At 50.5% G+C, this 25577-nt stretch carries 21 protein-coding genes; 10 read left to right on the top strand and 11 right to left on the bottom strand.

Features of this window, described 5'->3' with window-relative positions:
- Window positions 1-49 precede the first annotated feature (49 nt).
- From ACN0YR_RS13395 to ACN0YR_RS13385, 3 genes are all read right to left on the bottom strand, one after another.
- Entirely contained in the window at window positions 50-766 is a 717-nt protein-coding gene (locus ACN0YR_RS13395) for an alpha/beta hydrolase-fold protein (protein ID WP_417849740.1), read from the bottom strand.
- Window positions 767-856: 90 nt separating this feature from the next.
- The gene (locus ACN0YR_RS13390; RefSeq protein WP_417849739.1) at window positions 857-2851 is read right to left on the bottom strand and encodes a sodium:solute symporter family protein; all 1995 of its coding nucleotides are present in this window, start codon (window positions 2849-2851) and stop codon (window positions 857-859) included.
- A complete protein-coding gene (locus ACN0YR_RS13385) occupies window positions 2848-3084 on the bottom strand; it encodes a DUF3311 domain-containing protein (RefSeq protein ID WP_417849738.1) in 237 nt (78 codons plus the stop codon). The genes ACN0YR_RS13390 and ACN0YR_RS13385 overlap by 4 nt, the downstream gene beginning before the upstream one ends.
- Window positions 3085-3567: 483 nt before the next feature.
- Between ACN0YR_RS13385 and ACN0YR_RS13380 the strand changes: the two genes are divergently transcribed.
- On the top strand, window positions 3568-5082 hold the full coding sequence (locus tag ACN0YR_RS13380; RefSeq protein WP_417849737.1) for a sulfatase: 1515 nt from the start codon (window positions 3568-3570) through the stop codon (window positions 5080-5082).
- Between the two features lie 110 nt (window positions 5083-5192).
- Here the strand turns inward: ACN0YR_RS13380 and ACN0YR_RS13375 are convergent, their stop codons facing one another.
- Window positions 5193-6905 (bottom strand): glycosyltransferase family 39 protein, encoded by a 1713-nt coding sequence (locus tag ACN0YR_RS13375; RefSeq protein ID WP_417849736.1) that lies wholly within the window; start codon window positions 6903-6905, stop codon window positions 5193-5195.
- 191 nt (window positions 6906-7096) lie between these two features.
- The gene (locus ACN0YR_RS13370) at window positions 7097-8215 is read right to left on the bottom strand and encodes a glycosyltransferase family 4 protein (RefSeq protein ID WP_417849735.1); all 1119 of its coding nucleotides are present in this window, start codon (window positions 8213-8215) and stop codon (window positions 7097-7099) included.
- Between the two features lie 680 nt (window positions 8216-8895).
- Between ACN0YR_RS13370 and ACN0YR_RS13365 the strand changes: the two genes are divergently transcribed.
- Window positions 8896-9792 carry an alpha/beta hydrolase gene (locus tag ACN0YR_RS13365; RefSeq protein ID WP_417849734.1) on the top strand — a complete coding sequence of 299 codons (897 nt, stop codon included), beginning with the start codon at window positions 8896-8898 and terminating at the stop codon, window positions 9790-9792.
- Between the two features lie 94 nt (window positions 9793-9886).
- Here the strand turns inward: ACN0YR_RS13365 and aroB are convergent, their stop codons facing one another.
- On the bottom strand, window positions 9887-11023 hold the full coding sequence (gene aroB, locus ACN0YR_RS13360) for a 3-dehydroquinate synthase (RefSeq protein WP_417849733.1): 1137 nt from the start codon (window positions 11021-11023) through the stop codon (window positions 9887-9889).
- Between the two features lie 34 nt (window positions 11024-11057).
- On the opposite strand from aroB, the gene ACN0YR_RS13355 reads away from it, so the two are divergent.
- Window positions 11058-11195 (top strand): hypothetical protein, encoded by a 138-nt coding sequence (locus ACN0YR_RS13355; RefSeq protein ID WP_417849732.1) that lies wholly within the window; start codon window positions 11058-11060, stop codon window positions 11193-11195.
- On the opposite strand, the gene ACN0YR_RS13350 is transcribed toward ACN0YR_RS13355, so the two are convergent.
- Window positions 11183-11779: a hypothetical protein gene (locus ACN0YR_RS13350; protein WP_417849731.1), complete on the bottom strand. Its 597-nt coding sequence runs from the start codon at window positions 11777-11779 to the stop codon at window positions 11183-11185. The two genes, ACN0YR_RS13355 and ACN0YR_RS13350, sit on opposite strands and share 13 nt — an antisense overlap.
- A gap of 573 nt (window positions 11780-12352) precedes the next feature.
- Between ACN0YR_RS13350 and ACN0YR_RS13345 the strand changes: the two genes are divergently transcribed.
- Together ACN0YR_RS13345 and coaD are read left to right on the top strand one after the other, a co-directional pair.
- The gene (locus ACN0YR_RS13345; RefSeq protein WP_417849730.1) at window positions 12353-14008 is read left to right on the top strand and encodes a hypothetical protein; all 1656 of its coding nucleotides are present in this window, start codon (window positions 12353-12355) and stop codon (window positions 14006-14008) included.
- 250 nt (window positions 14009-14258) lie between these two features.
- Window positions 14259-14762, top strand: a complete 504-nt coding sequence (coaD, locus tag ACN0YR_RS13340) for a pantetheine-phosphate adenylyltransferase (RefSeq protein WP_417849729.1) — start codon at window positions 14259-14261, stop codon at window positions 14760-14762.
- Window positions 14763-14925: 163 nt separating this feature from the next.
- On the opposite strand, the gene ACN0YR_RS13335 is transcribed toward coaD, so the two are convergent.
- On the bottom strand, window positions 14926-15339 hold the full coding sequence (locus ACN0YR_RS13335) for a hypothetical protein (protein ID WP_417849728.1): 414 nt from the start codon (window positions 15337-15339) through the stop codon (window positions 14926-14928).
- A gap of 68 nt (window positions 15340-15407) precedes the next feature.
- Here ACN0YR_RS13335 and ACN0YR_RS13330 point away from each other — a divergent pair, with 68 nt between their 5' ends.
- Complete coding sequence (locus ACN0YR_RS13330; protein ID WP_417849727.1) at window positions 15408-15902, top strand: DUF420 domain-containing protein; 495 nt, start codon at window positions 15408-15410, stop codon at window positions 15900-15902.
- A 175-nt stretch (window positions 15903-16077) separates the two neighbouring features.
- Window positions 16078-17010, top strand: coding sequence for a sugar nucleotide-binding protein (locus ACN0YR_RS13325; RefSeq protein WP_417849726.1), 933 nt, complete (start codon window positions 16078-16080; stop codon window positions 17008-17010).
- 311 nt (window positions 17011-17321) lie between these two features.
- Here the strand turns inward: ACN0YR_RS13325 and ACN0YR_RS13320 are convergent, their stop codons facing one another.
- Window positions 17322-18908, bottom strand: coding sequence for an SLC13 family permease (locus ACN0YR_RS13320; protein WP_417849725.1), 1587 nt, complete (start codon window positions 18906-18908; stop codon window positions 17322-17324).
- A gap of 287 nt (window positions 18909-19195) precedes the next feature.
- Entirely contained in the window at window positions 19196-19597 is a 402-nt protein-coding gene (locus tag ACN0YR_RS13315) for a hypothetical protein (RefSeq protein WP_145203117.1), read from the bottom strand.
- Between the two features lie 308 nt (window positions 19598-19905).
- Between ACN0YR_RS13315 and ACN0YR_RS13310 the strand changes: the two genes are divergently transcribed.
- Window positions 19906-20967: an AAA family ATPase gene (locus tag ACN0YR_RS13310; protein ID WP_417849724.1), complete on the top strand. Its 1062-nt coding sequence runs from the start codon at window positions 19906-19908 to the stop codon at window positions 20965-20967.
- 100 nt (window positions 20968-21067) lie between these two features.
- Window positions 21068-21952 (top strand): DUF58 domain-containing protein, encoded by an 885-nt coding sequence (locus tag ACN0YR_RS13305; RefSeq protein WP_417849833.1) that lies wholly within the window; start codon window positions 21068-21070, stop codon window positions 21950-21952.
- A 21-nt stretch (window positions 21953-21973) separates the two neighbouring features.
- On the opposite strand, the gene ACN0YR_RS13300 is transcribed toward ACN0YR_RS13305, so the two are convergent.
- Window positions 21974-22903 carry a site-2 protease family protein gene (locus ACN0YR_RS13300; protein ID WP_417849723.1) on the bottom strand — a complete coding sequence of 310 codons (930 nt, stop codon included), beginning with the start codon at window positions 22901-22903 and terminating at the stop codon, window positions 21974-21976.
- Between the two features lie 964 nt (window positions 22904-23867).
- On the opposite strand from ACN0YR_RS13300, the gene rny reads away from it, so the two are divergent.
- A complete protein-coding gene (rny, locus tag ACN0YR_RS13295) occupies window positions 23868-25409 on the top strand; it encodes a ribonuclease Y (protein ID WP_417849722.1) in 1542 nt (513 codons plus the stop codon).
- The last annotated feature ends 168 nt before the right edge of the window (window positions 25410-25577 follow it).

The raw sequence follows: 25577 nt of genomic DNA, 5'->3' as shown, positions 1-25577 counted from the left end.
GATCCGCAGCACCACTTGTGTTGCGGATTTTTTTATAGTGGGGAGGCATCTACGACATTTTTTTGAAGGCGTGATCGATAAATTCCATCGATTTTTCAGCCATGGCAGTGAAGTACCGCCAGTTGTGACCTCCATGAGATGTCTTCAGGTCACATTCGTACATGATTCCCGATGACGACAACTTGCTGGCGAGGATTTCGTTGCCTTCAAACCAGGTTGGGTCCATCGGATCGCAGGCGAAGAAATGAAATTTCGGCCAGTTGAGTGGATGGATATGCAAAACGGCTGACTGTTGCCGTGCCAGCTCTGCACTTGCGAACATTTGATCGAGCGGAAAGCCCTGACCGTAAGCTTTGTGGAAATCGACTGCGGAGGAAATTGCAGCGACAATCGGAAACGTCAACGCATATCGGTATGAGATGTTGAGCGCCCCTTGCCCCCCCATGCTAATGCCGAGCAATGCCAGGTTGGGAGCGGAAATTTGGAGTTCCTTCTCGATCCAATGAACGACGTCGTTGCGAACGTACTCCATCGGAGTTGTTTCTGGATCAAACTCTTCGCACACAACATCCATCCACCAGCCTTTTTTCCCGCGCGGACAGATGACCGGGTATCCATATTTCTCGAACAGGTTCGTGAACTCATCCTTCTCAGACAGGCGTTCTTCACCATGTGCATGCAAGTAAATGATTGCATGATTCGAAGTTCGGTTCTCGGGCAAAAACGCTTCTGCTTCCTTGCCACCAATTTCAATCGACTGCCACATGACTATGGAATGATATCCCGAGATTCTAAAAATTCAGATGAAAAAACGGTCAACCTCATAGGGAGGTTGACCGTTTAGAGAGACTGCGGATTAACCTGCTGACTTCTTATCAGTAGGGAAGAACTTCGCAAGTGTTGCCTCACTCGGTGGCGATGTGATGAGAGAAACAATCACTAAAGCTGCCGTGGAGGCTGCGATCATTGTTGCGACAGGTTGCATTCCGAAATAGGTAAAGTCCGGAATCTTTCCGAAGTTCGATTCGCGGAACAGCCAGATCCAAGACCCGATCGATGCCAGAATACAGGCATACGCACCGAATTTTGTCATTCGCTTCCAGTACAAACTGGCAAGAATGAGCGGGAACAGGCTCGCAAATCCGCTGAACGTCCAAACTCCCAGTGTGAAGACTCGCCGGACTTCAAGGAGGCTGAAACAGTACGTGATCGCCACAATCAAGATGATAAATAACCTTGCCATGAAGACCGTCTGTTTGTCGCTGAAACGATCTTTTCCACCGTAGTGCACGGCAATGTCTTCAGTGAACATTGTGCCGATGCACAAGAACTGACTGTCTAAAGAAGACATAATGGCTGCCAGAATTCCGGCAGTCAGGAAGCCTGAAAGAACGTCTCCAGTTAATTGACCAACCATATAGGCGAGCACGCCGTTAGGGTTGAAGTGCGGTGGGACGAGTGCAACCCGAGGGTTATCCGGCATGGCTGCTGAGGTCGCCCAGACTCCGACCAGCACACAAGGAACCCAAACAATCGCGATGAAAATCGGATGAGCGATGACAGGCAGCTTGAAGCTGTTCGCGCTCTTAGCTGTGAGCCAGTGCTGAAACAGGTGTGGGAACATTCCGACTGAAAGCGGGATGAATAGATAGGTGAGAAACGCCCACTTATCGAGTCCTCTTGGTTCTTCAGGGGCCCAACGCATTGCTCTGTAGCGCCCCAGAGCTTGCTTGTTGGTCATTTTCCCTTCTTCATCCGGGTGACCAATCGACTCCGCAAAATATTTTTTGGCGATCGGTTGCCAGGCTGCTTCCGGGAAGTCCGACATCGGCATTGTGATGAAGTTTTCCGGAAGTGGATCTGGGACAATCCGGTCGTTCTGCGAGAGTTCAGCAACTTTTTGTTCTTCCTCTGTCAGCTCCGGGAGCAAATTTTGAGCAACACTGTAGGCCGCTTCCGCTCGTAACTGACGAAATCTTAACGACCAAGGAGGGCCGGGGGCCATTTTCTCATGTGCGGCCTGCTTCTGTTCTGGAGTCAGGCTGAAGCCTTTTTTGTCAACTGCATAGTTGTAGCTGGCGAGCTTCTTCCAGATCGCGAAATCTTTCTCGTAAGTCTCCTGTTCAACAGGAGCGACAGATCTCATCAGTTTACTCGGGTGCTTCTCCGCGACAGTCTTGCTCGCGGCTTCAAGCCCTCCCAGTTCACTTGAGATAATGTAAAAAGTGACCACTCCCAGGATCATGAAAATGACTGTCTGGAAAGCGTTCGCCCAAGCGGTTCCACGCATTCCACCAAAGAAAACGTAAACCAGGACGACGATGCAAATGACGAAGGATGCCAGCCAGGGGGGGACACCATAATCGTATTGAGGGAACCAGTTCGTGAAGGCTCCCTCGGTAATATTTGAAACGACTGTTCCAGCGGACATCACACCAATGAGAAGGTACGGAATGACGAGACCAACCAGGATTGGAAAGAGAAGAATCCCAATCTTGTCGCTCTCGAAGCGGTCTCGGAAGAACTGGATTTGGGTGGTGTATCCGTATTTTTTCCCGAAGGTATAAACCTTAACTCCAATCAGGAAGAAGCAGAGCGAGTGAATGATTCCACTCGATGAGGCAAGCTGACCATAAACTCCGATGCCTTCTTTGTACGCTTCGCCGCTTGAACCGACGAGTGCGAAGGCTGTCATGGTCGTTCCGAAAATCGACATCAACAGCAGGAATGGACCAATGCTATGACTGGCAAGCATGTAGTCCTTACTTGTTCCCTGAAACATGCGGCTCGCAAAAGCTCCAAGTCCCAGCAACATTAGTAGATAGCAGCAAACAATGATTAGAGGAATCATGTGGTCGGCCCTCCTTCGTTTGCTGGTTCGACCGGTTGGACTTCAGCAAGCTCTTCTGGCCAGCAGTAGAGCGTTGCCAGAAACCAGGTGACTGCAGCGGCAATAGAAATCCCTGCATGATAGGCAAGACCGATCGGCAAAAACCCGAACAACAACGTGGGATCGTCCCAGAACCAAACGTCCTGGTGAATGATAATCAGGAGCACGACCAGGCCCCAAACAACTTTATTCATGGTGGAAACTCGAGGATCTGAAGGGAGGTCAAACAAATGTGGCTGGATCGCCCATGCTCACCCTTAAAGTGTGCCGGGCTTCGAACGAGGGTGTCCAACGTGCTCCGCAACACATGGCTGCTCTGGCTGGATTTGTCGGACTCTATTCTTGGGACTGAGTTCTTAAGGCTGCCTGCTTGAGACAGACCAAGTTCGAACAGTGCTTCTTGGACAGTGCAAATTTTGCACTGTGATTGTACAGCAGTGTATCAGTCAACCCCTATGACCGGAACTGAGTCCGCGATCTGGTCGAGATTTTTTCTTGGCGTCAGGCATTCGTCCATCCTGACCTGGTCGTTTTGAATGAGATTGATCGAGATTTTGGGAGAGGGAGGCGAGGGGAAAGAAGCAGCCTGGAGAGTAAAACTGGGGAGAATTGTGTAAGTTATTCAGGATGAATTGCAAAGTCAGTTTGGGGGCACATGGCAAGGAGTGACACAACACATGACAATGACAAGAGGGTTCTCGTCGATCTGCCTCTGTGCGATCGTGCTTTTGACATCTTCACTCTCAGCCGCCGAGAGGCCAAATGTTCTGTGGTTTGTTGTCGATGATATGTCCGCAAATTTTTCGTGCTATGGCGAGAAGACGATACAGACACCGCATGTCGACCAATTGGCAGCAGCAGGAATTCGGTTTACGCATGCGTACGCGACTTCACCCGTCTGTTCTCCATTTCGTTCAGCTCTGATCACGGGAATGTACCAGACTTCGATCGGCGCGCATCACCACCGTAGTGGTCAGGGAGAACATCGCATTCAATTGCCAGAAGGTGTGCAGCCGATTCCAGCCATCTTTCAGGAAGCAGGCTATTACACCTGCATAGGAAGTGGATTGACGGATTTCGATTACAGGATGTTGCCGCTGACTCCGTCGACAAAAAATAGACTGGGGAAGACGGACTACAACTTTGATTGGGACAAGTCGATCTACGACAGCAACGACTGGGCGAAACGAAAAAATGACCAACCGTTCTTCATGCAGGTCCAGTTGCATGGAGGAAAGCTGCGCGGTGCATCCGTGGCAAGCTATGACAAGTTTGATAAGCAAATCGAAAAAGTCTTCGGCAGCATTACCGAGCCGCAGTCTGTGCAGCTTCCTCCATACTATCCTCGCGATCCCGTTCTCCTGAGAGACTGGTCGACTTACCTCGACAGCGTCCGACTGACAGATCATCACGTCGGCTTGGTGATCGAAAGATTGAAGCGAGAGAATCTGCTCGCCAATACTTTGATTGTCTTCTTCACCGACCACGGCATCAGCCATGCACGCGGCAAGCAGTTCCTCTACGACGAAGGGACACACATCCCGTTGATCATCACTGGACCAGGAGTCGAGAGAGGTAAGACTCGCAGCGACTTGGTTGAACATATCGACATCGCTGCTCTCTCTTTGGCTGCTGCTGGGATTCAGGTTCCGAAGATCATGCAGGGAGACGATCTGCTCTCGCCGAACTACAAACAAAAGTCAGCCTTGTTTGCTGCACGTGATCGTTGTGGTGAGGCTGCCGATTGGATTCGCTCTGTTCGGACCGACGAGTATCTTTACATCAAGAACTTCTATCCGTTGCGACCTCACTTGATGCCGAGTTCATATAAAGATGGCAAGCTGATCGTGCAGCGACTTCGAGAGTTACATGCCGAAGGAAAGCTCAATTCGCTCTCCGAACAACTCCTCTTTTCTCCAATTCGCCCAGCTGAGGAACTGTATCTTTACGGAATTGATCCCTGGCAAACGAGAAATCTTGCTGACGACCCTGCGCACAAGAACGCACTCGCGAAACACCGAGAGCGATTGAACGACTGGATCCAAAACACTGGCGACCTTGGCCCCGAAACACCTGAAGTTTACGATCAGGAAATTCAAGCCCAGTTGAACTCAACGCGAAACAAACAAGTTCGAGAAACGTACCGTCGCAACGCCGAGCAATACAGACGTTGGGCAAGCGAAGGCAAGTAGTCGTTCTGCTCGTTGCGTCATCGCTGACTTTCTAGAGCAGTTTGCTCTACCGTTTGCCCGTGAAGAACGCATCTCTCCAGTAAAAATGCTATCATGAATTGAGTGGAGAGTCAGCGTATCAGGCTGGTGTTGATGGCAGCCGTTTGATTGTCGAGTTGCAGCTCTTCAATTGGGAAGACAAGCTCCGGTTCACCTTCCTCAGTGGCTTGCTGGAATGGATGGACCAGGGCGACGTAAACCCGAATCGGTTCGCTTTTCTTGGTTTTCCCCCATTGAAGTGTGATTGGCTCTTCCATGAACTCGATTTTGTTCGGCTGAGTCTCTGACTGGAAGCGGACCATCAAGCCGTCGTTGGAGTAGTCGACGTCGGCAACCTGATTTTCATCATTGGGTAAGTCGGCATCCGTCCAAAGGATGATTCCGCCACTTTTCAGAAGTGCAGCGTCGTCCACCCCAACCGATTTCGAATCGTCCATGTCATTGTACGCGAGCGGCCGCTGAACCGTCCCGTGGTACCAACTTGCGTTTTGAGCCAGTCGGCCAGGACCAGCGATAATCGCAAGCTTTTGCTCGTAGCCTCTGTTCTTCCAGATCGAACGGACTTCCTTCGCGAGTTGTTTTCCGGGGAAATGGATGTCCTTAGGTTGGCTGCTGTTCATGATGTAAGGAAGCATGAAGTTCGAAATGACGAGCAACGCCGCGAATCCACCACCGACAGTTCCGCTGTGCAAGATTACGCGTCTCCAGGCGATACGATTCTCTTCAAGGTCCGACCACAACAGCAGCAGGACACCAATGAAGGTCCAAAGTGTGAGACCCGTCGAGCCCAGATCAACACCAACGATTAGAGCTAAAGCGAACATGAGCGCGGCTGGAAGTAGTGTGACGACCAGTAAGTACTGGCGGACAAAGTCTCGTTCTTCATCTTCTGAAGTTGTCGGTTCATCAAAACGAAACGAGGCAATCACAGGGATAAGCAATAGCAGAATCGGAACAACGGCAAAAATTTGAGAGATCAAAAATTGGATCGTGAACTGCCCTCGGCTGCTGATCGACTTCCAACCGTGCATCGCTGTTGAAACGGTGCTGAAATCGTTCGACCAAGCCCACCAGAAGTGTGGCAGAACAATCACGCCAGCAATTGCTCCAGCGAGAAATGGCCAGGAAGTGTCCCAACATCGTCGAGCCTGATGGTTTAACAATGAGAAGGTGACCATTGAAAGAATCAGCAACGCGGTGCTGTAGTGGCTGAGCATCCCCAACCCCAAGCATATCCCGACAATGACCCAGTCACGTCGGTGTTCCAGGTGAAATCCCTGATACAACGCGAGGATTCCGAGTGCCCAGAAGCAGCCAGCCAAGTGTGCACTCGAGAAGGCTGTCGATCCAATTGTAAAGAAAAAACAGCCTTCCAGAACAATCGCTCCGCAGATGGCTGTCCAGGGGTGTAGAAAGTCTTTGCCGATTTTCCAGGCGGCCCACATGCAGGTGGCAATACAAACCTGTGCCATGAAGTATGCCGGCCAGGCAGCGGGGGCAAAAATCGTCGAGACGAAGGACATCATCCAGACTGCCAGCGGTGGCTGATCAAAGTATCCCCAGGCGGGAGACTGACCAGCGGTCAGCAACTGGAGTGTTTCGTCCGGCAAATTCGGTTGAGTCAGCGACGCCAGAATGGTCCAGATCAAAACATGTGCGACAAGAAAGATCCCGAAGAAGTTGATTGTCGGGTCCTCGCCAGCGAGGTCACGTTGTGACTTTCGCTGAATTGCCTGCGCAGCCTTCGTGAGCCGTTCCACTTGCCGTTCCTGATTCCAATTCATAATGGGAGGCTCCGTCCTCGTGATTTTTTAGAACCGATTTGCTCAGCGCTCTTGGGATTCTTCAATCCTGAGAGAAGTCTGCAGGCACTCAGTTATCTGGTGTTTTTAAGTTGTACGCGTTCTGCCTCGTGGCAACGGGGGCTTCACGATATGAAAACAGTCTTGGCTGACGCTGGAAACATGGAAGTGTTCTAAGCTGCCAGCTCTTCGTAAACTGACAATGTGTCCTCCAGCATTTTCGATTTTAAATAAGGGTGTTCGCTGGGGACTTTGATTTCATTTTGGATCATCTTTTGAATTTGTTTGGCCGCTGATTCAAGGTCTCCCGCCGGGACGAGTCCTTCCGGGAAAACGTTTCGGAGAATCTCACCGGTCCCACCATGATCGTACCCGACAACAGGGACACCCATGGTGAGCGCTTCGACCGTTGTTCTTCCGAATGCTTCAGGAGGGTTTGAAGTGAGCGACAGGACAACATTTGAGGCCGAATAGATTTCTCGAATTTCTGAACGATGCCCAGCGAAGATGATGTGCTGTTCCAGATTTCGTCGAGCCACTTCTTTTCGGATCTCTTCTGCGTACTGGGCACGACGAGGATCGACACCCCCCACGATGAGTGCTCTGATCTCTGGGATCTGATTCCGTAACCGATCGATGATCTCGATCAGATCCTGATGCCCTTTCAGTCGGGTCATGCGACCGATTAGAGAGATGACCGGTCGACCGACCAGTTCTGGGAACTCTTCGAACCAGGCCTGTTGCCACTCTTGTGATGGCTGAAACCCTCGCGGGAAATCCAGCGGGTCGATGCCGCGCGGGATGAGAGTGATGGAGTCGATCTTAATTTTTGAATAATTCGTCTGCAAATAATCGCGAACGGTTTCTGAGATCGCGATGACACGTTCTCCTTTGGTCATCACTTCGCTGTAACGATTGACGCTATACAATCCATGAGCAGTGGTGACAAAGTGGGGACGTCTCTGCTGATTCATCCCTTTCCAGGCAAGATAAGCAATCCAGGCTGGGATTCTTGATCTGGCATGAACGACATCTACTTTGTTTTTGAGTAAGAAATTGCGAAGCGGCCAGATCCAGCGCAAACTGAGAGGAGATTTCGCACGGATGTTCCACTCGATATGCTCAGCCCCGTGGCTGTGCAATTGTTCCACGAGCCGGCCACCTGCTGAAATCACAATCGATCGATGTCCTTGGCGGACTAACTCTTCAGAAAGTTCAATCGTTCCACGTTCGACCCCTCCACCGTTTAATTCGGGGATCATTTGAACGATTGTGAGTCTTCGTGCAGGCATTCCTTTGCCATTCCATTTAAGTGTAGTGAAGCTCTCAAACTCTTTAGCACAGATCCTGAGACCTGAATTCGCTCTCTCAAACGCTGAGAAAAGCGACCATGCCACAAGTTCCCGTGCTGGTTTTAGAGTTTCCTGACTCCGTGAAGATCGCTTTTCATCTGCCGAATCACTCATTGTCTACGCGGCAGAATGCGTTCTTCTCTTTCAAACATGTTCTCGCAGGGCTACTGAAATCGTGGTCAATCACTAAGGATTAGTCGGTCACTTGTGCCATGACGGACTTCCTCAGTTTCTGAGAGATCACGTTCAATTGCTCGAATCAGTCGCCAAAACAGGCTGGCTGATTCAGACTTTGCTAAGCGAGTACATTCTTATTCACCGGGAACGTACTGGAAAATTGTAAAATTGGTCAATATGGGCTCGATGTGGGCGGAATCTCGATGTGGGCGGAATATTGTGAGGGCCAGCTTTCGGTTTGCTTACCACCGTTCGACTTGCTCAACGGAAACAATTCGCCGCGAAGCCGTCACTGCAGGAATTGTTGATCCCAACGTTGATTCCAACAACGAGGGAGATGACCAAGTCAAAGGCCTCGCAAAACATCCATAAGCGACTTTTGAGTCTTTAAAAATTGTTTTATGATCCGCCTTTCAACGTTGATTGACCTCAGAGGAAATTCGATGACACGCACACTTGCTCTTGTCTTACTGCTGTTTGCTGTCGGGAGGCAATCTGTTTCGGCGGACGATGTCTCGGAAACCTACTTTCTTTGGCCGGACACTGCCGCAGGGCAATCGGCCTCGGAAATCGGGCGAATTCTCCCCGCCCGAGAGAACGAAGATCCCCCCGCGATTCGAATCACTGATATTGAACATCCCTTCATCAAACGTTTCGACCCTGATTCAAGTCAGAAGAATGGGACGTCGGTCCTGATCCTTCCGGGTGGTGGTTACAACTATGATGTGGTGGGCAAGGAAGGGGCGGAGGTTGCGGAGTGGTTCAATTCAAAGGGGGTGACGGCGTTTGTGCTTTACTACCGGTCACCAACTCGCAAGTTGGAACAGGATTGGCTGATGCCCGTACAAGATACTCAACGCGCCATTCGGTGGATTCGTTCACATGCGAAAGAATGGGGGCTCGACCCGCAAAGAGTCGGCTCGATCGGGTTCTCAGCGGGTGGAAACGCAGTCGCGATTGCTTCGACGAAAATGGATGTCGAAAACCGATTTGAAAAGCAGGACGAAATCGACAAAGCTTCTGCGCGACCAGATTTTACAATGCTGATCTACCCCTGGAAATTGCTCAATGCGGATGAATCAGGACTTCGAGCAGAAGTTGTTGTCGATAAGCAGACATCCCCAACATTTCTTATTCATGCGCACAATGATGCTGTGACGTCGCTGAGTAGTGTCGAATATTACAAAGCGATGAAGAAACTCGGACTTCCCGCAGAGCTTCACATCTTCGAAAGCGGAGGCCATGGGTACGGACTGCGAAAGGTCGAAGGAGCCAACGTCCACACTTGGCCCGACAAGGCAGAGGCCTGGATGAGGGGACGAGGCTTGCTGAAGGAGTGAGTGATTTAAGAATACGACACATCTCGCCGGACACAAAATGTGTCCGGCGAAGATTCTTCATCAATTACCCTCAAAGACTATTGCAGCGATTTCCTCAAGGCTTGAAGCCCCCTTCGATGAGAGTTTCTCGCACGAGTTCTTCAGGGACATCTTCGACAAGTTCAACATGTCCGAGACGTGTCGGCAAGACGAAGCGAAGTTTGCCACCGACAGTTTTCTTGTCGAGTTTCATGCGGCCGATGATCTCTTCAACCGAAATTCTTTCCGGCGACGTCACATTCAGCGGGAGTCCAACCGCATCCAGCAGTCCGATTTGTTGATCGGTAAGCTGTCGCTCGATTCGCCCCATCTTCTCTGCGAGACGACTGGCGTAGACGATCCCAATCGAGACCGCTTCTCCATGAAGAAGTTCGCCGTATCCGGTTAACGCTTCGAACGCATGGCAATAGGTATGCCCGTAGTTCAAAACGGCTCGGAGTCCGGTCCGCTCATATTCATCTTGTTCGACGACTTGAGCTTTGAGTTCGCAGCTGCGAGAAATTGCAGTCCGCAGGACACCCTCTTCCCGCTGTTGAATCGGACCGATGTTCTGCTCAAGAAACGCAAAGAATTCTTCATCAAGAATCACACCATACTTAATGACCTCTGCCCAGCCAGCTTTGTATTCTCGGTCAGGAAGTGTTTTAAAGGTCTGAGTATCGATCAAGACACCGAGCGGTTGATGAAAGGCGCCGATGAGGTTTTTGGCCTGCGGATGGTTGATCCCCACTTTTCCGCCAACGGAACTGTCCACATCTGCGAGGAGTGTCGTTGGGATTTGAACGAACGGCAATCCTCGATTGAACGTGGCTGCCATGAACCCTGCGGAATCACCAACGACACCACCTCCAATGGCGATCACAACGGTCCGACGATCTGCGCGAAACTCCACGAGAGAATCCCAGGCTTTGGAGATGACTTCTAAACTCTTCGAGGTCTCTCCCGGTTCCATCGTGAACGTGGTCGTTCTCCATCCTTGTGATTCCAGGCTCTGCGAGACGGTCTCGGCGTAGCTGGTGACGTTCTGATCGGTGACCAGAAAAGCTGATGGATGCTCTCTCTTTCCAGCTTTGGCAACCAACCAGGGGTGAATGATCTCGGCAGTCTGCTTCAGTAAACCTTGTCCAATCAGGATTTCGTAACTTCGATCTCCCAGGTTCACAGGGACGTGAGATGTTTCTTGGTTCGACATGACAAAACGTTCGTGGGATTACTGGAGGAAGTCGATGCAGCACCGACTCAAAATAAAAAAGGCTGTGATGTTGGAGAATGCTCCACCACATCACAGCCTGAAATTGTCTATTGCACTCGAAGGTTATCGAGTCTCAGCGAAAATTACCAACCGCAAAGATTACCAGCCGTAGTATCCGCCATATCCGTATGAGCCACAAGTTCCGAAGCCGCAGCTATGCCGTTTGAACGGGCAAAGTGGTCCCAGAAGACCACAGCTTCGAACGCCACATGCTTTGTAAGTTTTGTGTGAAAAACATCCCGGCTGATAGGCGACTGTTGTAGAGCAGCAAGTCGGAGCATACGCAGTTGGGGCACAAGTGGAGCAGTTGTCTGTGACTACTGGTCCCGATGTCCCGCAAGTGTTGCACCCAGTTCCGGCGTAAGTAGGAGCGTATCCGACGTACTGAACTGAAACGGGATTTGTGTAGAACGATTGTTGGTAGGCGTAAGGACGATAATCAGACCAGCCGCCGTAGTAGCTGTGGTAGTTGTAGCCGTACCCGGTGTATGGAGTCACTCCATAGTATCCGTAATAGCTACCGTGCGGGCGATGTGAGTATCGCGCTCCGTAGTTGTAATAATCATGAAAATACCCAGAGGAGTATCGAGCGCTTGAAGAAAAACACCATCCGCCGGCATCAACTTCCTGAGTCTCTACCGAGAGAAATAGCGCGAACACCAGGCAGCTTGCTGCCAAGGACGAAAAACGATACATGGGTGTGTGCCTTTTTTGAAACCTGATTTATTGTGAACATGGAGGGTTACTTAATGTTAAAATGGGCAAAATGGAAAAGCAATAAAACTCTCGCAAAATTCAGATTTCGCCAAAAAACTCTAATCCTTTGCTACGCATTGTTCGTATCGCAAGGGAAGTGTCACGGCCGTTTTTGATGCAAAACAGGCGTGGAATCGAGTTTGTCGGCTCGTTTGGGGCTTTTTGAGCCTTCGAATTCCACTCTTCAAGACTGTTGAAAAGTGTTGACAAGTTCAGGGTAGAAAGAGACAACAACTGAGCGTTCCACTCGCTTTTAACCCCTCTCTTTCATGAAAGAGCTCTGTTTTTTACCGAAATCACCTGTGAAACCCGCTGGCTTGCTGGTCTGCTCACTTGAGTTGGAAGTGCATCTCTCATCAAAATGAGGGGCAGACAAGTGTTTCTGCATTTGCACCCATCAGGAATGAGCAGTTCAACAAGATCACCTCATTACTCAAGTCTGGATTCCCATCTTCAGGCTGAAGCACCCCTAACCCGAAGCTAGCCACTATGTTTAAGAGGATCTTCTTTTCTGTGAGTTTGAGTTTGAGCCTGACGGTCTCTGCCGTCGCTCAAGATTCACCTCTGGAACTCTTCCATAAAGATGTCGATCTTGTCCTTCGACTCGCCGAGCCGGATAAAACGACGGAAAACATCGTTGCCTTAGTGAATGGCGCACAGCCTGGCTTTGGGGAACTTGCACGGGGGCCAATCCGAGAAAACCTCGGGAAAGCGATCTCGAACCCTACGCTCACAGGGGCGGATCAATCGCGAGACTGGCATGTTGGAATTTTCACGAATGGTCAGGCTGAACCGTCTGTTGTCTTCGCGATTCCTGCAATTGAAGCGGATGATTTGGTCGGTGCACTCGGAGATGGATTCGATTCATCGGTCCACGGGAAATACGTCCTTTATACAGATAAAGGGGATGTGCCAGATGTTCCCGACGTTGCGAATTCACTGGCAAAAGCGATGAGCGAAAAAGCGAAAGCTGCTTTTGACATGGGAGAAATTTCACTCTACGTCAACTCAAAGCACCTCGCCAGCATCTACCGAGACGAGTTGAGTACGGCTTACGATCAGGTGTTGGAAGGCCTGAATCAAATTCGTTTTGCCATGCCACAAGATTCCGGAATCAATATTGGTCCGATCATCGAACTATACGGGACTTTGGCTGAGCATCTCTTCCAAGGTGTGAGAGATTCGAATTCATTGACTGTCGCAGTCTCTCTGGGAGCAAAGGGAGTTCGAATTGAAGAGTACACAGAATTCACCAAAGGCAGCAAAACCTCCAAACTGCTCTCCGCTCACCCCACAGCAGGGATGGCTGACCTTGTGAAACTTCCTAAAGGTGCAATCGCCTATTATGGACTGAGTGGCGGGTTGGAAGAATCGATCAAATGGAGCATGGATCTGACTGCAGGAATGTCACAGGATGCTGACGTCCGCGAGAACCTGAAAAAAGTCTTTTCTGATCTCGAAGAAGTCGAATTCGGTGTCATGGTCGGAAGCGTCTCGATCGGGAACTCGGCAGAGGGGCTGTTTCAGGTCGCGGGGATTGCAGATGTGAAGCCAATGGACAAATTTAAGTCCTACATGCGGAACAGCATCGGAGCGATGGAAGAGCTGAAGATGTCGGGAATGACTCAAACCAGTGAAATTGCAGAAGAAGCGGAAACCTACGGTGATTACAAAGCGGACGTTGTGACCATCAAGCAGGAATTCGATGAAGACGCGCCACAAGCTGAAATGCAGACAAGAATGCAGAAAATGCTGTTTGGGGCAAATGGCATCCAGTCCCGTGTGATCTACATGGAAGATCGATACTTGACCGTAATGGGAGGCGGTCCGGAAGCGACCAAGAGTGCTGTCGCCGGGTTGAGTAGTTCAAGTAACACGCAGATTGAAAAACCTCGCGAAATTCTAATGAAGGAAGCCAATTTTATTGGGTTGCTTGATCTTCCCGGTGGAGTCGCAGCTGGGTTGAAAGCTGCGTCAGAAATGGATGAGTTCCCACTCCCAGTTGATGCACAGATGGTCGATAACCTGAATCTCACGCCATCGTTCATTGGTTTGGGAATCGCCATCGAAGCAGACGCGATCCGTTGCCGAACAGATATTCCCATCGAACAAATTCAGGGGATCTCTAAACTCGCAATGCTGTTCATCGGAATGCAAAACCGTCTGTAACAGCTGTTGATTCTCAATGAAATGTTGAAGCAGCACACTTTATTGTGTGCTGCTTTTTTTATAGTTCGACGAACAGTAGTGGGGGCGTTGCCGTTTCGGTGGCGAAGAGGCTCCCTTTCGACTGGCAATGCTGGATCATCCTCGCGTAAACTGCTTTCCGCCAAAGATTTTCTGGTTTCGCTTCCTGGTCGGTGATTGAGAAAGCTGTGCCGATCGAGTCCACTGAGAACATCAACGTTTGAATTCAAGCATGAAACGAATTGCTGTTTACGCCGGAACATTTGATCCAGTTACACTGGGACACGAAGATATTGCGATCCGAGGAGCAGCACTCTTCGACGAGATGGTGATCGGTATCGGGATCAACCCTGATAAGCAACCACTTTTCACTCCTGAGGAACGTCAAGAGTTGATGCAGGAAATCTTCCGCGAAACGAGCAACGTGACCGTCAAATGCTTCACCGGGCTGACCGTCGATTTTGCACGCTCGGTCGGAGCAAGCGTCATGGTCAGAGGTGTGCGGACCGTGTCAGATATCGATACTGAATTCACCATGGCTTTGGCGAATCACACAATTGCTCCCGATTTAGAGACTGTCTTTCTCATGGCAGCGGAGTCGTACTCACATATCTCAAGTACACTCATCAAGCAGATTGCGTTTATGGGACAGGGCAAAAGTGCTGAGCAACTCAGAAAGTTTGTGCCGGAACCTGTGATGGCTCCGCTCCTTGATAAGGTCAGCAAAAGCGGATAACTGCTAGAGCAGTTTGCTCTACCGTGTGCCCGTGAAGAAAGCATTTCTCTAGTAAAAATGCTGTTCGCCACGAGGCAGATCCTGCAAACCAATTCGAAAGATGCTCCAGGCTCATTTCCTTGGGCACGACGAATTGTTCGGGAGATGTATGAACACCCGCAATTCAGGCAGCGACTTCTTCTTGCTGTTCCGCCAGTTTCCTTGCCTGTTCAGAAGCTTTCTTTCCAGCAGAAGTAATGCGGTATAAGAGCCCTTCTTCGCGCCCTTCCAGCTGAAACGTCAACCATCCATAAGCGATGAGTTGACCATGGATCCAAGAGAGTTCGTCTGCGTCCGTTTCATCGAGAGAGATGATTCGACTGGCCCAGCGAGTTCCTTGCTCATCTTCCAGACGTTCTTGTCCGGCTTGGATGATCAATTCGTTGTAGGTCTCCAGGACTTTCATCCAGAGAGGCTGATCGACAAGTTGTTCCAGTTCTGCGATGTCCATGCTGACGAGTATCGGATGAACTCGCCAGGAGTCTCGACGATCAGCCTGCCAAGAGGTGCGACCGCTACAATCGGAAAAAGACACCATTCCCACATTCTGCAAAACCATTGCCCTGAGAGGGTTTCTCGTCCGCGAACATCTATAATTTCTGCACTATGAAAAATGGATTTCTGGGTTTTGATGCGTCCTTCATGTTGGACTTCGTGGTAAGTGCTCTCGTACTTATCGTGCCGATCCTTTTGTACAGCCTGTATGTTGTCAAAGTTCAAAAGAATTACACGCTCCACCGGAATCTTCAGATCGTGCTGGGGGGCGTGCTCCTTGTCGCTGTCGGTGCTTTTGAGATCGATACGCAACTTGTTCATGGTGGCTGGGAAAACATCGTCAATAAGAATCCAGACGAACCACGGTTGACTGGCGAAGCCTATCTCACTGCCCAGCGGATTCTTCGATTTCATCTGATCTTTGCAATCACGACCCCCTTTCTTTGGGTCATCACTCTGGTCTATGCCCTGCGGAAATTCCCCAATCCCCCGCAACCTGGCGTGCACAGCAAGCTTCACTCGACTCTCGGGTGGCTTTCCGTCATCGATATTGTGATGACTTCGGTGACTGGATTGTGGTTCTATTACGCTGCATTCGTTGCTTAAAGCGATTCGAATTCGCGGGGCCGATTTGCAAGTTCTACAAGGATAAATTGTCGAATGGTAAATCTTGCCGATTGATCTTGGATGAAGAAACATGATCCGCCTATACTCGGATCTCGCTCAGGGAATGGGCGGTTCAGGCAGATACAAGGCAACGCGCAACGCATGGAGGCACAGCGTGGATAAATTTCTCATCGTCGGAGTGGATACGGTCGCAGGAGCAAATTTGGCACTTTCTCTGGCTGAGAAATACCACGTGACGACTTGGCATCCCGAAGATAAATTCGATGTCGTCAATTGCGATGCTCTCGACCCCACCGATTCCCCGCGTGATGCCATCGAAAATGCTGCTCCGGACTGGGTGATTTATTGTGGACCAGAGTCCCGCTCATCATGGGATCCGACGACAAAAGGTCTGATCAACGAGACCATCGTTGAGAACGCCGGAGAATGGGCCAACGCCAGTACGAAGGCCAACGTTCGTTTCCTCATGATCTCCTCAGACAGCCTCTTTACTGGTCCATGGATGTTCCACGACGAGCAAAGTCTGGGGCATTGCCAAAGTGTTGAAGCTGTGACGATTCGAGCAGCTGAAGAGGCTGTTCGACTTGCCTCGCCGCACGCACTGATTATGAGAACAAATACCTATGGTTGGTCGGCCGATCCTTCTCGGAATGGCTGGATTGAAAATCTTCTCGCAGAAGTCGAGATGAGACGAGTCGTTGAACAGGACTCAATCCGTCACGCTACTCCAATTTTGATCACGGACCTGACAGCCATTATTGAACGTGCCTGCCTGGAAAATCTGTCAGGGACATTCCATGTTGCAGGAGCAGAACGTGTCAGCCCGTTAAACTTCACTCAGCGACTCTCAGACCTGTTTGAACTTCCCTGGCTGGCAATCAAGAAAGAGACCACACTCACCGAAGTTCCTCAAGATTTTGCTTCGGGGGAATGCTCACTGCAAACGAAAGAAATTCGTAAAGCCCTGTGCGTTGCGATGCCGCTTCTTTCAGAAGGTCTTCAACGTCTCTACGAACAGTCGGCGAACGGATACCGAGACAAACTGGTTGGAAATCGCAACTACAAGACGATCTCACGAGTTGCATAACCTGGCAACTTCTGGAGCTTCCTCAAGATGATGTCAGCGTTCGGGCTCGTGTGTTTGTGTGATTTCCTACGTGAAAGCACTCTCCACGGGCAAGGCAGTCATTAACAATGCTCTCGAATCGATTCAATAAACTCCACTCGTTGGGAACGATCCGTTCCAGACGTTGTGGAGTTTTTTGGTTTGAGCAGACAAAAAACAAAATGCCTGCGTGTTTTCTCACACGAGTGAAGAAATGACGTTTCGCCTCGTGGCGAGCAGTCTATGTGGTCGTGAAAGCGATCTTCACGGGCACGACGAGCATTGAAAATGCTTTAAAATCCCATCACTGGTCGGGCGACAATCAGTGTGATCGCGGTGACCAAAATTGAGCCGATAATGTTGAGGATGATTCCGTAGCGAATCATGGATTTGATTGGGACAAGGTTCGAGCCAAAGATGATGGCATTTGGCGGAGTTGCAATTGGGAGCATGAATGCACAGCTCGCCGAGACTGTCGCAGGGATTAACAGCAGACGAGGATCGATTTCCAACTGAGCTGCCATGGCTGCGAGTGTTGGTAGAAGTGTGTTGACTGTGGCGACGTTGGTTGTGAATTCAGTGAGGAATGTGACCAATACGCAAACGCCGAAGATCAGGACAATCGTCGGTTGGCCTGTGAAAAACTCTGAGAACGCTTTTCCTAGCCAGTCGGAAAGACCGGTCGACTGAAATCCTGCCGCCATAGCGAATCCGCTGCCGATGAGCAGAATCATTCCCCATGGAAGTGACTTCTCTGCGATCTCCCAAGTGAGGACAGGTGAGCGATTCCCACTTTCGTTAGGCTCACCGGGGATCAGGAAGAGCAACGATGCCATCGCAATCGCCACAGTTGAATCCTGAATCATCGTCCGCAGGAAGTTGAGATCTGCGTTGAATTGCGCCCCAATCCAAATGACAAAACTGGGCCAGTCGGGAAGAATTTGCACTGATTCAAGCTTCAATGGTTTTCGCAACATCCAGAGCAATGCAGTGCAGATGAAAATTACAAAGACACGCTTTTCTGTTCCGGAGGCTGGACCAAGATTTCGTAGTTGATCACGGAAGAAAACTTTGCTCAATCGCTCCGCGTTAGGAAGCGGCTTGAGTCCGGTCGTCATGACGGCACCCGTTGCAATGAGCATGAGGATGCTCAGGGGAACGAATGAGGCCATCCATTCGACCATCGATAGGCTTTCAAATCCTAAAGGGACAAACGTTTTGTCCCAGAATCCGAGGAGGCTGACGTTTGTTGGTGTGCCGACGAAGGTTGAGAGTCCACCAATACTCGAGGCATAGGCAATCCCCAAGAGGACCGGAATCGTTAGCTCGTCAATGGCATCCGAAGGACCATCGGGGTTCGAATGCAGCACTGCTTCGCGCAAGGTTGATAATAACGCCAGGGCGATCGGGAGCATCATCATGGTTGTCGCGGTGTTGCTGATCCACATCGATAGAGAAGCAGATGCTAGCATGAATCCGAAGACGATCCGGCGAGGGCTGCTTCCGACTCTACTGATGATGTGCAGTGCGATGCGTTTGTGAAGTCCGCATTGTTCGATGGCGAGAGCAATCGCGAATCCACCCAAGTACAAAAAGACGTTGTGATTCGCGTACGGTAGGCTCACATCTTTGGCGGAGAGAATCCCGAAGAGCGGGTAAGCTGCAATGGGGATTAAGCTCGTGACGGCGATCGAGACCGGTTGAGCCAGCCAGAAGACTGCCATGAAAATGGTGATAGCAGCCAACCGCTGAGCTTCGATTGGCATTCCGGCTGGAGTTGGCATCAACCAGATGATGGAGAAAAGCACCGCAGCAGTTGCGATCGAGAGCCACCTTCGCGATGTCGACGTTGCCGATTGAGATGCATTCGGATTCGGCATGGACGAGTCAGATTATTTGAAGGGATATCGTTTTCGTGGCATGATTGGCGTCGTTTCAGTCGAGCGATCAGAAATAACACTCTGTCGCCCGTTCCCCTGTACTTGCCTGCGAAATGCGCCGGTTGTGGATGCCTGTTGACTCTCCGGGACAATGGTCCCGAACTACGATAGGGACAGGAATCCGCTCTTGGTTTTCACGTTCAGTCTCGTGGCGAGCAGTCGGGAATGTCGTAAAAAACATCATCCCGGGCACGACAAGCCCCGAGCAGGACATGCGTTGAAACGCTCTAGTGTGAGTCTTCTTGCGGTTCAGGATCTTTGAAGCAACAAAAACGGTCGCAAGCACCTGACAGTTGGACTGTTCCGCAGAGGAATGCGATCACAACCAAACTGGTAACATAGATGGCCTTACCGGGGGCATTGCTCACTTTGAGACCATACAGGTAGTGGTATCCCCCCTCTGGGACAGAGATCACGCTCCAGATGAGCACCGCCATCAATGCCGTGAGGATCACACCGATGATCCCCCCTTTTTCCAGGATGGGATACAGTTGTCGCCAGTTGACCGCACACAACCAGAAGGCGATCCAGGCGAGAAGAGGGACCCATGGAGAGACAAATTGCACCAAATCGACCACTAATTGACCGAGGGCAATGACAACATTCCAGATTGATTGGAGAACGTCCATCAGTATTTCCAGCAGATGTCTTAAGGAGCGCAAATCTGTTTTCCACTCTTCCCATCTTTCTGGGAAATGCTCCGTGGATCAGGATTTGGGTTGTTTCTTCTTTCTGAAGATCCAAAGGTTCGCGAATTTGAAGCTCTGTTTCAAGTCTCTTGCCTCAAGAAATCAACCCGTTCCTGAACCCGATAAGCGGTCGTTTTGGTGAGTCGGTCATACGAAGTGTCCCGCTAACCTTTCCTTCAGATGGGTGAGCTGGATAGGATATGCTGCTAAGGATTTGAGTCCCAAAGCCAGGACTGTACAACCAAGGAATGAAAATGACGGCTGAGAACAGCGACGCAATTACAAAGCTCAGTAAAGCCTACAGCGATATTCGCGAGCAGATGTCCAAAATCATCGTGGGGCAGGAAGACGTCATTGACCAATTGCTGATTGCTCTGTTCAGCCGTGGTCATTGCCTGCTGGAAGGAGTACCCGGTCTGGCAAAGACATTGATGATTAACTCGCTGGCACAATGTTTGTCGATGAGCTTCTCAAGAATCCAGTTCACGCCTGACCTGATGCCTGCGGACATCACCGGGACCGATGTACTGTCGGTCAATCAGGAAACCGGCGAACGGGAATTCCGATTTATTCAGGGGCCGATTTTCCATAATGTCGTCCTGGCAGATGAAATCAACCGGACGCCACCGAAAACGCAGGCTGCACTACTGGAAGCGATGCAGGAACATCAAGTGACTGTCGGGCAGACCCGGCATAAGCTGAACGCTCCCTTCTTCGTTCTGGCTACGCAGAACCCGATTGAGCAGGAAGGGACCTATCAGCTTCCGGAAGCGCAACAAGACCGGTTCATGTTCAAGGTGTTCGTTGACTATCCGAGCTTCGAAGAGGAAAAGCTGATCGCCAAAGCGACAACCGGAAATGTCACATCCGAGATCACGCCCGTTCTGACTGGTGAAGAAATTCTGGAACTGCAATCGATAGTTCGTGATGTTCCCGTGAGCGATCATCAGGTTGACTATGCGCTGGCTCTGGTGCGGCAAACCCGTATTGGTCAGGAAGGGGTTCCCGATTTCGTCAATGAATGGATCAGCTGGGGAGCCGGACCGAGAGCAGTTCAATATCTTCTTCTCGGTTCCAAAGCCCGGGCACTGCTCAATGGTCGTGCGAACGTTTCCACTGAAGATATCGCGGCACTCGCGGGACCGATTCTGCGTCACCGCATCGTGACAAACTTCTCAGCGGAGAGTGAAGGCATCACAACCGACGACGTGATCGAACGACTCGTGAAAGAAACTCCCGACAAAGACGGCGAACTGACTACCGATCCTCGTTTGAAGAAAATGTTTGCTCCACCAGCAACCGCGAGTTAATTTCGATCTCGCTCACTTGAGTGAGTGCTGAGTGAAAACGAACAGGTCATTCCCAAATCCTAATCCCGACTTCAACGTGCCAAAGTCTCCCGATCAAATCCTGCCATCTGATGCCATTTCCCGAATCTCCCGTCTTGAGGTTCAGGCGCGGAAAATTGTGGAAGGATTTCTTTCCGGTCAACACCGCAGCCCGTATTTCGGTCAATCGATTGAATTTGTCCAGCATCGTGAATACGCGCCCGGCGACGATATTCGACACGTCGACTGGAAAGTCTGGTCGAAGACGGACAAGTATTACATTAAGCAGTTCGAAGAGGAGACGAACCTCCGCACAACTCTCCTGGTCGATGCCAGTGAGTCGATGCAGTTCGGGTCGGGCGATCTCACGAAATATGATTACTCATGTTCCATCGCAGCCTGTCTGACATATCTGTTGCTTCGTCAGCAGGATGCGGTCAGCCTTTCCGTCTTCGATGAAGAGATCCGGCTTCGGGCCCCCTCACGAAGTCGGCACAATCACCTCGGAACTATTTTGTCTGTTCTGGCGGAAGAACATGCTGCCAAGAAGACCAGCATGTACAAGCTGCTCCGCACTGTTGCTGATGAGAAAAGCGAACGCGGAATGGTCGTCGTGATCTCCGACCTGTTTGTGCCTGTTGAAGATCTCTTCAAGGGCTTGCGGATGCTCAAAAAACGTGGGCACGAAGTTCTGCTCTTTCACATCCTTGATGATCAGGAACTCGACTTCGAATATTCCGGAACGACACGTTTCGAAGGTCTCGAAGATGCCGGTGAACTGACGTGCGATCCGAAGTCGCTTCGAGACGGATATCGGGCAGCGATGACTTCTTTTCTTGATGAAGTCCGTCGCCGTTGTTCACGAAACATGATCGATTATCAAACGATCCGCACCAGTGAACCTCTCGATGCTGTGCTTCGGCACTACATGAACCACCGCGTTGGGTTGCGCGGCACGTCGCGATAGCGGGTGAAGAATGATTTACCGTCAGTCTTTCTGTGTTTTATAGCGGGTGCTGGCTTGTTGCAGGAATTTTTTCTCCGCCTCGGAGAGGGAGTCCATCCCTGCGGTGTTGATCTTCTCCAGCAGAGCGTCCACTTTCTGTGAAGTCTCAGCCCGGGTTTGTGCCTCTTTAACGCGGCGTTTTTCTTCTCGTCGCTGACGCCAGCGTTCTACCATGCTGAGTTGCGGTTCGCGCTCTTCTTCGAACAGCCCGTATTCGTCTTCGTTGGACATTCCATACTCAAAACCGAGCTCGCCAAATTGCTGTGCGAATACGGCGTTCATGTGAGCCTGGAGTCCGAATGTCATCAACAGAAATCCGATGAAGACGATCTCTGTGGATTCCATAAACGTCCCCGCGATTGCCAAAATCAGGCAAATCGCCATGCTCGCGTAAAGAGTTCCTATGCGAGCCGTTCCGCGGTCCCAGTACAGCTTGGAGATCGAAAACGCGATTTGTCCTCCATCAAGCGGGTGGATCGGCAACAGGTTCAAGACGAGCAGTTTGAAGTTCAATGAGAACATCAAGACAAAGACGCTGTTGAGCGCCGTTGTGAAGTTTGAAAGGGAGAAGTCGAGATGTGGCAGAACAATTGGGTGCAGGGAATCCCAAAAGGCTCCAGCGGAGAGGACAGCTGGCAAACAGATCAGGCAAATGAGAGCGTTGGAAATTGGACCAGCTGCGGTTGTCCAGAATTCAGAGCGAAAATTTGGACCCGGCGAGACAAACGCTAAACCTCCTAATGGCCACATCAGGATTTCGTCTCCTTCGCCACCAGTCGCTCTGGCTCCAAAGACGTGAGCGAACTCGTGAATCAGGATGCTGATAAATAGAATCGCAGATGCCCACAATCCAATCACGATTGGCAACCGCAGGCAGAGAATCAGGATCAGTACGAGGAACCATACACTCATCCTGACCGTTACGCCGAAATATCGACCTAACGAGAATCCGAGAATCAGCGGTGATTGGCGAATATCCATACAAGAATTGGTGTCGATCCGGGACTGGTTCAGTAACTCCTGATGGAAATCGTATCACGCTCTGAGGGGCCGGGCAATTCGCAAGTTTGACTTTTCATTGACAGCAGGAGAACAATTCGCCCTAACTGAGGCTCTCAATGCCCTTTGAGGACTTGGAAACTGTGTGGCAGGTCAGGCGATTTCGTCTCGTGAAGATTGCAGCAAATTGACATTCTGGTAATATCTTTTCACATTGAAGCGATGACGTGTCGCTTTAAACGATGTCCGTATTTTATTCGACGTCATTTCCAAGCCACAAATTGGCCCTACGAAACTGATTTCGTTACGGAAGCCATTCCATTTCAGATAGTTGTGCTCAGTCGAGTATTCGCCTTTTATTCCTAATTATTCATTATTCATTTCGTTCCGGCGAACGTTTTATTGAGTCGGGGATTGATTCCTCATTTCAAACTTTCAATGTTGTCTTATTGGTGTTTTATGCGGTGCACGATTGCTTCGCTGGCTCTCCTGATTCTGTGGGTGAAAAGACTCGCCTGGAATCAGGCTTGGAATCGTCAAGCTGACGAATCTGAAGAGCTCTCTGAAATTCTGAACGACCAACGCACCTGCGCCTCTCAAAGCATTTTTGAGAGACTGGCAGTGTGGGGTGTCGACTTTGGAATTTCAGTCGTGCGTCTTTCCATGTGCGGATCGATTCTTCAGCGTCTTGATGAATGTCGTTCCGTCGTAGAAATTGGGTTATCGCCCAGCTTTAGCACCTCCTGACAACTCGTTGCAAATCAACTTATTGCAAATCAATGGCCTTCTGAACGATTCAAACGGCGCAGCTTGATTTCAAGAATTCTGCGATCTGGGTTCAGGTCTTGGGGAGACGTATCCAAACAAGGATGCAGCTATGCCCCCTTATGTCGCTGCTGGGATTGCACTTGTGGTCGGAGTTGCAATCGGCTTTTTTCTTGACCGCATGCGCATGGGAAGTGCCTATCGCAATCGCGATGAACTTCTTAAAGACGCAGAGCGCGAAGCTGAAAACATGCGTCGCACTCAAGAGCTCGAGGCGAAAGAAGAGTTTTTGAAACGCCGCGAAGAGCTCGACAAAGAACTCGACCTTCACCGGGACAAGCTCCGCCAGCAAGAACGTGTTCTCGACAAAAAAGAAAACACGCTGGCAGATCAAGAGGAGAACCTGAAGAAGCGGGAGCGGATGGTTGAGCAGACCCAAAGCCGTATCGCCGACCGCAGCAAACAAATCGAAAAGAAAGAATCCGACCTCGAAAAGATCATCGAAGAGGAACAGGAGAAACTGTATACCATCAGCGGGTTGTCTAAAGAAGATGCGACCGATCGTTTGCTGATGCGACTCGACAAGCAGTTGAAAAGCGAAACCGGAAGTTTAATCCTCAAGCATCAACAACAGTTGAAACAGGATTCTGAAAAGCTGGCTCGCGAAATTATCGGCATGGCGATTCAGCGGTTCGCTTCTGATCACACTTCAGAGACAACTGTCTCGACGATCGACATCCCAAGCGATGAAATGAAAGGCCGGATCATTGGCCGCGAAGGTCGTAATATTCGAGCCTTCGAAAAAGAAACCGGCGTCGATGTGATTGTCGATGACACCCCCGGCGTGGTTGTCGTTTCAGCCTTCGATACCGTTCGTCGAGAGATCGCGAAAATTTCGCTCAACAAACTGATTCAGGATGGTCGGATTCACCCGGCACGTATTGAAGAAGTTGTGACCGAAACGAAAACGGAGATGGACGAGCGGATCATGGATCTGGGGCATCGTGCTGCCGATGAAGCAGGCGTTCCGAACTTGCATGAGAAACTCATCTACCTGATGGGACGTTTAAACTTCCGCGTCAGTTACAGTCAGAACGTGTTGCAGCACTCCATCGAAGTGGCTCACTTAACTGCAATGATGGCTGAGCAACTTGGACTCGATGCGGACATCGCCCGTCGTTGTGGATTCTGTCACGATATCGGAAAAGCAGCGGACCATGAGATGGAAGGGGGACACCCTGCCATTGGTGCCGACTTCCTCAAACGTTACGGCGAAGGGGAAGAAGTCGTCCACGCAGCCGCTGGTCATCATGATGATATTCGACCAGAGTACATTTATACTGTGCTGACGGCAGCCGCCGATGCCTGCTCTGCTTCACGTCCAGGTTCTCGTCGTGAGACTTTGGAGAAGTACATCAAGCGACTCGAGGAGCTTGAAGCAATTGCCTGCGGATTCCCCGGTGTCAACGAAGTGTACGCAATTCAAGCGGGCCGCGAAGTCCGTGTGATTGTCGATCCGAAAAGAGTCAAAGACCGTGAAGCCGCCAAGATGGCTCGCGACATCGCTCAGGCAGTCGAAGAAACGATGACTTACCCAGGCGAAGTGAAGGTCGTTGTGATGCGAGAGATTCGCACGATCGGAATCGCACGATAACACGAAACGATTCCAGAGCGTTTGGAACCTTTCAATCAATCAACAAGGCGGTCGACGCATACAGCGTCGACCGCCTTGTTTGTTTGAATTATCCACTTTAAGTGTTGGCTCCCGACGACTCACCGTGTGCCCGTGAAGAACGCATTTCTCTACTTAAAATGCTGTTCG

This window comes from Thalassoglobus sp., from assembly GCF_048270125.1.
Lineage (GTDB): Bacteria > Planctomycetota > Planctomycetia > Planctomycetales > Planctomycetaceae > Thalassoglobus.
The sequence above is the reverse complement of the archived record's forward strand: the minus strand, read 5'-3'. Positions and strand labels throughout refer to the sequence as shown.